Origin of the sequence: Erwinia oleae (assembly GCF_000770305.1) — a bacterium.
Lineage (GTDB): Bacteria > Pseudomonadota > Gammaproteobacteria > Enterobacterales > Enterobacteriaceae > Erwinia > Erwinia oleae.
Genome location: NZ_JNVB01000059.1, coordinates 20,232 through 29,834, shown reverse-complemented (window position 1 = coordinate 29,834; position 9,603 = coordinate 20,232). Strand labels below are relative to the sequence as shown.

Sequence of the window (9,603 nt, the reverse complement as noted above, 5' to 3'; positions counted from 1 at the left end):
CGAGCAGATTTTGAAAGCGCAATACGCGCTGAAAAACGTTTCTGAAACCATCGATCCGTGGAGCGGCGAACGGTTGCGTTATCCTTTCGGTAATTATGCTTTTTCGCGTCCGGCAACGATAAAAGAACGCATCAACTATCAGGAGGTGGCGAATCAGCTTTTTGATGAAATGCGCCAGCATTCATGGCTGGTTTCGTTTTTTGGTCACCGGGAGCTTTTTCTCAGAATGGTTAACCATATGCAGCACGGCAACGGTATGCCGTTCAGCGATTCGACGCTGAATTTTGCTTATGAGCAGCAGATCAGAAATGACCGGAGTCGTGGAAGCACGTTAGTTCTGATAAAAGAAGGTTTAAGGCAATATATTGATTGGGATAATGCATGCTTTTCAAGTTTTTGTTTGGAGCAAATAAACAATGCGTTGTATAAGTCAACGCTGCCAAGATTTGACCGATGGATGGACCGGGTAAATGGTTTAGGAATTTCTGTACATGATATTCATGCTACATGGATAACACTGAAATCTATTGATATTAAAGAAAAAAACTATACTGTAGTAGTCCATTACAAAGCACAGGATCATTTTGGGCTTGATGACAGGGATATCATGAAACAGCCTTATCATAATATGCCCCTTTTTCGTATCTGGTTTGTTTTACAACGTTGGGATAAAATGGGTTTTAAACCTTTTTTAGTGGATATGGAAACAACAATCAAAATAACGGTTGAAAGGTGAAGGAATGCTCATGACGAGAAAGGTAATAATGAAAAGGATATTGGCATTGCTAATAGTCGCTTGCATATACTTTATCCTCTATGATTTTCTTCATCCCGTCGTCATTGTTGCGGTGCATAAAGATAATATCTCTTGTGATATTCTGGTGGAAAATTTCCCTTATACTGACAAGGGTAAGATAGAGTGGTGGATAAAAAATAAAAAAAACCTTCGGGAAAATTATGATTTACCGGTAAGAAATGAGGATGGAAGTTTCAGTGTTTATGTCTGGGATTTCGACAAAGGCTACAGAGCAATGCCAAAGAGTGTTCCACGCTTAAGTTCAGAAACCACAGATTTACTTTGTTTTAATGATATGAAAGTTAAAGAAAATTGTATCGAGAAAAATATGCTATTCCGGATCAGTAAAAATCGTTATGGAGAGACTTTTTATAGGGGGGCCGATAATTACTATAAGCAAAAAGACGATGGTGAGCTGATTAAGATAATTGATTAAAAAATTAATATGCTTGTGCAATCAAGGAATGAGGGAATATATTTTCAACTTTCTTTGAATGATATCATAAAGCCTGAACAGGCCCATTATTAAGTTAACGCTGTCGAACCCCGCACCACCCCTTCGCCGGAGAAAACCTGCTCGTCAGGCAGCGTGCGATCGCCCTCAATGCGCACAATGACCTTTTCCGGCGCGGCGTGATGTAAATAAAATGTTTAACAACATCCGTTTTTAACGTTAAAAGGCGCTCAGGGTTTTATGAGCGCCTTCACGCTGTGAGCAATTTTCCGCACTAAAACGGTTAAACAGAAAGACGATGCGCAGATGCCTGCTTATGCTGAGCAGGCAAAGGGCAGTGACGCCCGCAATGCTAAAAGGAATTAGCCATGTCTGACACCGGCGCAGTTCGCCTTCCCTGTACCCTTTTTCGCAGCCAGAGACGTATGGATGACTACTTTGCCGACGATATGCGCTGCGGCGATCTCAGTGAGCAGATTTTGAAAGCGCAATACGCGCTGAAGAACGTTTCTGAAACCATCGATCCGTGGAGCGGCGAACGGTTGCGTTATCCTTTTGGTAATTATGCCTTTTCGCGCCCGACGACGATAAAAGAACGCATCAATTATCAGGAGGTGGCGAATCAGCTTTTTGATGAAATGCGCCAGCATTCATGGCTGGTCTCGTTTTTTGGTCACCGGGAGCTTTTTCTCAGAATGGTTAACCATATGCAACACAGCAACGGCATGCCGTTCAGCGATTCGACGCTGAATTTTGCTTATGAGCAGCAGATAAAGAATGACCGGCGTGAGAAAAGTACTTTGATGCTTATTAAGAAACGCCTGCAAGAGCAATTTGCTTTTCACCAAGAGGCATTTACTAAAGACAGCCTGGATACAATAATTAGCTCACTTCGTGAATCGTTTCTGCCTAAATTTGACCGATGGTATGATCGAATTAATGGCCTGGGAATTTCCATACATGATATTCATGCCACATCAATAACGCTTACATCTCTTCAAATTAAGGGTGATAACTACACAGCAAAATTACATTACAAGGCACAGGATCATTTTGGACTTGATGACAGGGATATTATGACGCAACCCTATCATAATATGCCACTATTTCGTATCTGGTTTATTTTGCAGCGATGGAATAAAATGGCTTATAAGCCTTTTATGGTAAATATGGAAGCAATAATTGAAGTCAACGGTAAGAGATAATGTCAAATTTTAAAAAAATAGTGACTATCACTTTGATAGCGGTGGTGGCTTTTTTTTCGGTATTTTTTATGTACAAATACTCTCAGCCAACGATGATTGCCGATGTTCATAAGGATGGTATATCGAGTACGGTATTGGTCATGAATTTCCCTGTCACCGATAAGGGGAAGATAAACTGGTGGAATGATAACAAGGCGATGCTAAAGGAAAAGTTTAATATTCCTGTTGAAAAGAAAGATGGCAGCTATATTGTGTTTTTTCATGATTTCGGAAAAGGTTATAAAGAAATGCCTGAAAGCGTTCCCCGTTTAAGTTTTGAAACAACAGACCTGCGCTGCTTTGATGATATGAAAGAAAAAGAAAACTGTATTGAAAAGGATCTTATTTTCCTTATTCATAAGAGCGCTAACGGCCTCATCTGGTATACTACTTTTGATGGCTATTATAAAGATGAAGGCGATGGAAAACTGATTGAAATATCTCGCTGAATTCGCACATTTCTACTCCAGAAGAGTGTTCAATCAACCAGCCTCGTCGAACCCCGCACCACCAGTTCGCCCGAGAAGATCTGCTCGTCAGGCGGCGTGCGATCGCCCTCTATGCGCGCGATGACCTTTTCCAGCGCGGCGTAACCCATTTGCCAGGCGGGCTGTTTCAGGGTAGTGATGCCTACGCCCGCCAGCTCTGACCATGCCAGCTCGTCAAAACCAAGCAGACCAATATCTCTGCCCCAGACGATATCAAGCCGCCGCAGCGAACGCGCAACCTGGAGCGTCAGCGCACCGTTTACCGTCAGCACGGCACAGCGGCTGGCGCCATAGCGTTGATGAAACGCCTTCAGCACGGCGTCTATTGCCGCCGGATTATTCAGTGCAACTTCCGCCTGCTCTGCATATCGGGAAGGATGTTGCGCCATCATGTCGGTAAAAACCCTGAGCCGTTCGTGCCGGGTGTTGACCGTGCCAAGCGGTTCGGTGATAAAAAGCAGCGCCTGAAAATCCCGATCGAGCAGGTGCCGGGTCGCCAGCGCCGCCGCCTCGGCGTTGTTTAAACCCACCACATCGCAACGGAAATCGGGAATTTTACGATCGATAAGCACCATCGGCAGATGCGAATGTTGAAGTTGACTCAGCGCCTTCTCATGCATGCCAACAGCGTTAACCACAATACCTTCAACCTGATAGCTGCTCAGGAGATTGAGATAATACTGCTCCTGGTCAACTTCGTTATTGGTATTGCACATCAGCAGGGTAAAACCGCGCGCGCGACAGGCCGCTTCGATACCGGACATCACTTCAACTGAGTAGGGATTGCTGATATCAGCGATGATCAGCCCGATAAGCCGCGTGTGGCCGCGCTTTAATCCGCGCGCCATCTGGCTGGGACGATAGTCGAGCGCGGCGATGGCCTGCTCAATTCGCTGCTTTAAATCGGCTGAAAGCGCGTGCTGCTCGCCATTCAGATAGCGCGAAACGCTGGTTTTTCCGGTTCTGGCGGCTTTAGCTACATCGCTGATGGTGGCGCGTGCGGCCTGACGTTTCATGATAATTTCCGGATGTTCACTTCAGCTTACGCTGGATCTGTTCTGCCTGGCGCAGGCGAAGGGTGACCGGGCCGGGCAGCCCGGTCAGTTGCAGTTACTGTAAAGGGCTGAGCGTGATTTCTACGCGACGGTTCTGTGCTTTCCCTTCGGCTGTGCTGTTCGATGCAACAGGGCTGTCCGGCCCTGCTCCGCTGGTACGCATACGGTTGGCGGCCACGCCCTGGGAAATCAGCGCGCTGCCTACGCTGTCAGCACGCTGCTGCGAAAGCGTCATATTGAGCTGACGCGTGCCGGTACTGTCAGTATGGCCGGTGATATTCACGGCGGTTTTTGGGTACTCTTTCAGTACCATTGCCACACCGGTCAGCGTGTTGGCCCCGGCGGGTTTCAGCGTACTGCTGCTGCTGTCAAAGGTCACATTATTTGGCATATTCAGCACAATATTATTACCCTGACGCGTCACGCTGACGCCGGTACCGCGCATTTTTTCGCGCAGCTTCGCCTCCTGCACATCCATATAGTAGCCCGCGCCGCCGCCGAGCGCCGCACCCGCAGCCGCGCCGATCAGTGCGCCTTTGCCGCGATCTTTTTTTGAGGAGGAGAGCGCGCCAACGCCAGCGCCTAACGCCGCGCCAAGGCCGGCGCCTATACCGGATTTACCGGCTTCACGCTCGCCGGTATAGGGATTGGTGGTACAGCCGGAAAGCGCAACAGTACCGCTCAGAATCAGAGCGAGGGTAAGCGAAGTCTTTTTCATCGTGTTTATTCCATCATTGCAACGGTGGGCAAAGTGCCCGAAAAGAGAGGATTATGCCGCTGAATTGTGAGAAAAAAACGTGCCATTCGTCTGAAATTGTAAACAAGCGCTATTTCAGGTTGTCAGGATGGCAGAAACAGGAGGTCGAGTGGTCGCTAATCAGCCCGCAGGCCTGCATAAAAGAGTAACAGGTGGTCGTACCAACAAATTTAAAGCCGCGTTTTTTCAATGCCTTTGAAAGCGCGTCAGAAATGGGGCTGAAGGTAGGTGCTTCGCGATAACTGGCATAACGATGGATTTGCGGCTCGTTATCAACAAAACGCCAGACAAAGGTGTTAAACGCTTCACCCATTGCCTCCATAGCCAGCAGCGCGCGCGCGTTCGCTATGATGGCGGCGATTTTACCGCGATGGCGAATAATACCGCTATCCTGCATCAGCCTTTCCACGTCTTCTTCACCCATAAGCGCCACCGCCTGCGGATCGAACTGGTGAAAGGCGCGTCGGTAGTTTTCGCGTTTTTTCAGCACCGTCAGCCACGAAAGACCCGCCATCTGTCCTTCAAGACAGAGCATTTCAAACAGTTGACGCGTATCGGTTAATGGCACGCCCCACTCTTCATCATGATAAGCAATATAAAGCGGATCCTGACTTACCCAACCGCAGCGCTGCATTGATAAATGCTCCTTAATAAAGTGCGTGAAAATTGCGTAAAACAGCCTTGACGTTACCACTATCCAGGCAATAGTTAATTCTGTTGTAAACAAATTTAATAATACGCAACAGCCTGCCTTTTGGCTCTTTTTTCAGGAGTCTTTCATGTTGAAGAAAAGCGAGTGGACGCGCCGTATGGCCTTTGGGGCGGCGTGCTATCTCTGTGCCACCGGCACAGCGATGAGCTGGGATCGGCTTTATGTTTTTGGCGACAGCCTGAGCGACAGCGGGAACAACGGGCGATACACCTGGGATGGCAGCCGACATCCGCTCTATGACGACGTGTTGGCGGCAAAAATCAATCAGTCGCTGCGCCCGTCAGACGAGGGTGGCACCAACTATGCGGCAGGCGATGCCGTTGCTGTTCCTGCACTTAACCCGCAGGACAATACCGCCGATCAGGTCAGTCACTATCTCACCAGCAGCGGCGGGCGCGCTGATGCTGACGGACTGTACGTACACTGGGTGGGAGGAAACGATCTGGCGGCTGCGGCGCTCAACCCTCAACAGGCGAATCAGATTGTCACCAACAGCGCTTTTGCCGCCGCCAGCCAGGTACAGACTTTGCTGAGGGCTGGCGCTGATACGGTGATCGTGCCGACGGTGCCGGACGTGGGCGCAACGCCGATCCTGCTTCAGACGGTGATCCAGGTGGGGCTGGCGCCGGTAGCGGACGCGGCGCTTGCCGCCGCCTTTCAATCGTTAAATGGCCAGGCGACCCCCGATCGAAACGCCCGCAATCAGGCGGTTTATCAGGCATTTTATGCCGCCGCTGGCCAGGCCAGCACTATTGCCGTGCTCCGTCAGGCGATCGCCGGACAGCTTTATCAGGCATGGCAGGCGCTGGGCAGCCAGGCCGCCGCACTGACCGATCGTTATAACCAGCAGGAAGAGGATCAGCTGGCGCGGTTAAGCGGCAACATCGTGCGGGTGGACATTAACGGGTTATTTAATGAAGTGCTGGACGATCCGCTGCGCTACGGTTTGAGCAATACCGCAGGAATGGCCTGCCCGCCGGGCCTGTCTGCCGCTGACTGTACGTCAGCGTCGGCCGGTTTTTCTGATGCACAGGCGTTTCTGTTTGCCGATCGCCTGCATCCCAGCCCCGCCGCGCATTTACTGATCGGTGACTATATTCAGTCGGTGCTGGACGCGCCCGCGCAGGCGGTAGCGCTGAATCAGGCCACGCTGGCGATGTCGCGCGATATGCGCTCAACCCTGGACAGTCGTCTTCAGCAGCAGCGCCACAGCGATAATCCGCAGGGTTCCCTCAGCGTTTTTGGCGGCTACGCGGGCCAGCGGCTTAACTATTCAGACAATTTTGCAGCGGGCGACGGCGACGCCACGACCCGCAATCTGACGCTGGGCGTGGATTACAAGCTGACTGACCGCTGGCTGGTGGGCGTGCTGGCTTCCGGCTCTGATGACAGCCAACATCCCACGCCGCGCTATGACTATAAGACGCGCGGCTGGCTGGTTGCCGCCTGGAGCGAACTGTCGTTTTTCGATAACGGCTGGATTAATGCCGATGCGCATTACGCCTCGCTCAGTTTTGACAATATCAGGCGCAGCGTGGTGCTTGGCCCGGCAACGCGCACGGAAAGAGGTGAGACGGACGGCACGCAAATGGGCGCGCGCATCACCACCGGCTGGGATATTCCGCTGGGATCGGTGCTGACCACCGGCCCGGTGGCGCAATACGCGCTGGACTACAGCGAGGTGAGCGGCTATCAGGAGCAGGGCAGCAGCAGCACCGCGATGCGCTTTGACGACCAGAACTATCATTCGCAGGTTGGGGCCGTTGGCTGGCGACTGGACTCGCAGTTCGGCTGGCTCAATCCGTGGGCGGAAGTAAGCTACAACCACCAGTTCAGCGACAATGTCTGGCGCGCGGGCGGCGGGTTGAAATCAACTCAAACGTCTTTCACGCGCGATTCTGCCGGGCAGGATACCAACTGGGTGGACGTCACGGTGGGCGCGCATATGCCGCTGGGTGACGCCGTAGCCGCTTTTGCCTCAGTGTCGCAAACGGGCGGCCTCAGCTCTGGCGAGCAGTTTATGTATAACCTTGGCGTCAGCGCCCGCTTCTGATTTACCGCCTGCGACCAGCTCAATATGGTTTTCTTGTATCTCATCAAGTGGAGAGGCGTTAATCACCCCTCAAGGGGTAAAACTGCGAGATACGTTCCTTTTTTGTATTTTATAAATATGAATGGATCTGATTGTTCTTTTTTTACACTGATTTTTACGTATCCTTTGGCCTTACTTTTCGCAGGATCGCGTTAGTCGTGTTGAAACAGGGACGTCGTTATGTCATATCGCATTACCGCGCAGCTGCCGGTGGAAGGTCTGCGCTTCTGGAAATTCGGCGGCAGCGAGGCCCTCTCCGGCGCCTTCATCTTCACGCTGCAACTGCTGGGCGAGGACGCCCGCGTTGACGGCCGGGCGCTCCTCGGCAAACCGGTCACCGTCACCGTGCCCCTGCCGGGCCTGGTCAGCGCGCCGCGTTATTTCAACGGAAAAATCACCGCCGTCTCGGTCGGCAGTCAGGCGCTGAACGACACGCGCTACGCCGTTTACACCCTCACCGTGGAATCTGACCTGTGGCCGCTGACCCGCGACAGGAACCAGCGCATTTTTCAGGGACAGACGGTGCCGCAGATGGTGAAAACGGTGCTGGGCGGCTACGGGGTGACGGTGGAAGACCAGCTGCGCGGGCGCTACCGCGTCTGGGAATACTGCGTGCAGTACCAGGAAAACAGCTTTGAATTCATCAGCCGCCTGATGGCGCTGGAAGGCATCTACTGGTACTTCCGCCATGCGGCAGACAGCCACACGCTGGTGCTGGCGGACGCGGCAGAGCAGCACACGCCGTTTCCCGGTTATGAAAGTATCCCTTACCACGTCACGGCTTCCGGCGGCAGCACGTCGGAAGAAGGGCTTACCGGCTCGTGGGTGAAAATGAAGCGCACCGGGTGGCGGGCGGTCGCATCCAGGGGGTGAAGGCGAATGAAACGGTGCTGACCGGGGGCAGAAAAAGCGATGCCGCGGTTGATGAGTACGTGCTGGGGTCGGGAACCACGCTGCGGCTGGTGTGTGGTGACAGCGCGATTGAGCTGACGGCGGCCGGGCAGATAAACATGACCGGGAAAGGTTTTAATATATTTGTGGAGGGGCACGGCTACATCAATACCAGAGACGGTAAGCTGAACCTGAACGACGGCACGGCCGCGGCGACCGCCGCGCCGGGGGCCGGACATAAAAAAGATATTGTCAGCGCAGTGGAGGCACTGTTTGATCCGCAGCAGAAAGCACAAGTTAAGAAGAGCGTGCAGAAACCCGCAGGGAACGCTGCTCCCGTAAGCAAACCCGCAGCGATACAGCGAGTGCCTCCGGTTTCGAAAAAGCAGCCATTAGAAAACAGGCTTGATCGCCGGGTGGTGAAATCAATCATGAAATCTGAGGGTATTCATCACATACAGGGCGGCATTCCTGAAGCCTATGGATTTCGCAAAGGATTCGGACCCGCTTATGAATAAATCATGACAGCAAGAGGAAAGTATGGTGTAGGCAGTTCAGAGGAGTTTGCGGTGGTGTCAAAATATATGAATGAAAGTGCCAGAAAAGCCGGAGCACTAAATTTCTCCGATCCAGAAAAGCAGGCTGCGGTCATGTCGCTGGCGCATATGCGCGGGGTTGGCGAAGCACAGGCCATCCTGAATTCAATGGTTTCAGGTGATTTCGTAAAATCTTCAAAAATTACGAGTGAAAATGCCGAACTTCTCGAGAGTTTAAGTCCAAAAGATTTCCGGGAGCAATTAAAAAATGCCCGGATAACCTATGATAATATTATATATGGAAAGACTATGACCAGCGTAGATGGCATTAGAATGACATGGTCAGAAGCTTATAATAAAGGGTTGCAAGTTCGTTACGAGCGAGAAGCAGCAGAATTTATGAAGCTAAAACATAAGAAATAAAGGAGTGCCTGTGTTAAATAATTTTCATAAATCTATAATATTATTGTTGATTTTTTTCTAACCCTATTCTTTTGGGGATCACTATAATGAACTTAATAAATACAATAGCATGGACGCAGTTATTAACATTTTTCGATATCAGTAAGAGTAATGTT

General features: G+C 51.1%; 10 protein-coding genes and 2 pseudogenes. 8 read left to right on the top strand and 4 right to left on the bottom strand.

What is annotated here, in order from left to right:
- On the top strand, window positions 1-736 hold a 736-nt coding region (locus tag GS12_RS17165), incomplete at its 5' end, for a DUF3289 family protein (protein ID WP_034949119.1).
- A gap of 10 nt (window positions 737-746) precedes the next feature.
- Window positions 747-1,232, top strand: a complete 486-nt coding sequence (locus GS12_RS17160; RefSeq protein ID WP_052118510.1) for a DUF943 family protein — start codon at window positions 747-749, stop codon at window positions 1,230-1,232.
- A gap of 89 nt (window positions 1,233-1,321) precedes the next feature.
- Here GS12_RS17160 and GS12_RS25340 read toward each other — a convergent pair.
- Window positions 1,322-1,429 (bottom strand): annotated as a pseudogene (locus tag GS12_RS25340) (LacI family transcriptional regulator); the annotation flags it as partial.
- A 189-nt stretch (window positions 1,430-1,618) separates the two neighbouring features.
- Here GS12_RS25340 and GS12_RS17155 point away from each other — a divergent pair.
- Window positions 1,619-2,455: a DUF3289 family protein gene (locus GS12_RS17155; RefSeq protein WP_034949115.1), complete on the top strand. Its 837-nt coding sequence runs from the start codon at window positions 1,619-1,621 to the stop codon at window positions 2,453-2,455.
- On the top strand, window positions 2,455-2,943 hold the full coding sequence (locus tag GS12_RS17150; protein ID WP_034949113.1) for a DUF943 family protein: 489 nt from the start codon (window positions 2,455-2,457) through the stop codon (window positions 2,941-2,943). Before GS12_RS17155 ends, GS12_RS17150 begins: the two co-directional genes overlap by 1 nt.
- A 29-nt stretch (window positions 2,944-2,972) precedes the next feature.
- Here the strand turns inward: GS12_RS17150 and GS12_RS17145 are convergent, their stop codons facing one another.
- From GS12_RS17145 to GS12_RS17135, 3 genes are all read right to left on the bottom strand, one after another.
- On the bottom strand, window positions 2,973-3,998 hold the full coding sequence (locus GS12_RS17145; protein ID WP_034949111.1) for a LacI family DNA-binding transcriptional regulator: 1,026 nt from the start codon (window positions 3,996-3,998) through the stop codon (window positions 2,973-2,975).
- A 94-nt stretch (window positions 3,999-4,092) separates the two neighbouring features.
- Window positions 4,093-4,755, bottom strand: a complete 663-nt coding sequence (locus GS12_RS17140) for an OmpA family lipoprotein (RefSeq protein ID WP_034949109.1) — start codon at window positions 4,753-4,755, stop codon at window positions 4,093-4,095.
- Window positions 4,756-4,864: 109 nt separating this feature from the next.
- Window positions 4,865-5,428, bottom strand: coding sequence for a DNA-3-methyladenine glycosylase I (locus GS12_RS17135; protein WP_034949106.1), 564 nt, complete (start codon window positions 5,426-5,428; stop codon window positions 4,865-4,867).
- 145 nt (window positions 5,429-5,573) lie between these two features.
- Between GS12_RS17135 and GS12_RS17130 the strand changes: the two genes are divergently transcribed.
- The 4 genes and pseudogenes from GS12_RS17130 to GS12_RS17120 all read left to right on the top strand — a co-directional run bounded on the left by GS12_RS17130 (window position 5,574) and on the right by GS12_RS17120 (window position 9,448).
- Window positions 5,574-7,559 carry an autotransporter outer membrane beta-barrel domain-containing protein gene (locus GS12_RS17130; protein WP_084089752.1) on the top strand — a complete coding sequence of 662 codons (1,986 nt, stop codon included), beginning with the start codon at window positions 5,574-5,576 and terminating at the stop codon, window positions 7,557-7,559.
- Window positions 7,560-7,778: 219 nt separating this feature from the next.
- A pseudogene (locus GS12_RS17125) lies at window positions 7,779-8,423 on the top strand (type VI secretion system Vgr family protein); the annotation flags it as partial.
- Window positions 8,420-9,007, top strand: a complete 588-nt coding sequence (locus tag GS12_RS23060; RefSeq protein ID WP_152601434.1) for a hypothetical protein — start codon at window positions 8,420-8,422, stop codon at window positions 9,005-9,007. The pseudogene GS12_RS17125 and the gene GS12_RS23060, both read left to right, overlap by 4 nt.
- Before the next feature lie 3 nt (window positions 9,008-9,010).
- Complete coding sequence (locus GS12_RS17120; protein WP_052118507.1) at window positions 9,011-9,448, top strand: hypothetical protein; 438 nt, start codon at window positions 9,011-9,013, stop codon at window positions 9,446-9,448.
- Window positions 9,449-9,603 lie beyond the last annotated feature (155 nt).

What these genes read in the sequence shown, in the direction of transcription:
- GS12_RS17160 (WP_052118510.1), top strand. Translation starts at nt 747, where the DNA reads ATGACGAGAAAGGTAATAATGAAAAGGATATTGGCATTGCTAATAGTC.
- GS12_RS17155 (WP_034949115.1), top strand. Translation starts at nt 1,619, where the DNA reads ATGTCTGACACCGGCGCAGTTCGCCTTCCCTGTACCCTTTTTCGCAGC.
- GS12_RS17150 (WP_034949113.1), top strand. Translation starts at nt 2,455, where the DNA reads ATGTCAAATTTTAAAAAAATAGTGACTATCACTTTGATAGCGGTGGTG.
- GS12_RS17145 (WP_034949111.1), bottom strand. Translation starts at nt 3,998, where the DNA reads ATGAAACGTCAGGCCGCACGCGCCACCATCAGCGATGTAGCTAAAGCC.
- GS12_RS17140 (WP_034949109.1), bottom strand. Translation starts at nt 4,755, where the DNA reads ATGAAAAAGACTTCGCTTACCCTCGCTCTGATTCTGAGCGGTACTGTT.
- GS12_RS17135 (WP_034949106.1), bottom strand. Translation starts at nt 5,428, where the DNA reads ATGCAGCGCTGCGGTTGGGTAAGTCAGGATCCGCTTTATATTGCTTAT.
- GS12_RS17130 (WP_084089752.1), top strand. Translation starts at nt 5,574, where the DNA reads ATGTTGAAGAAAAGCGAGTGGACGCGCCGTATGGCCTTTGGGGCGGCG.
- GS12_RS17120 (WP_052118507.1), top strand. Translation starts at nt 9,011, where the DNA reads ATGACAGCAAGAGGAAAGTATGGTGTAGGCAGTTCAGAGGAGTTTGCG.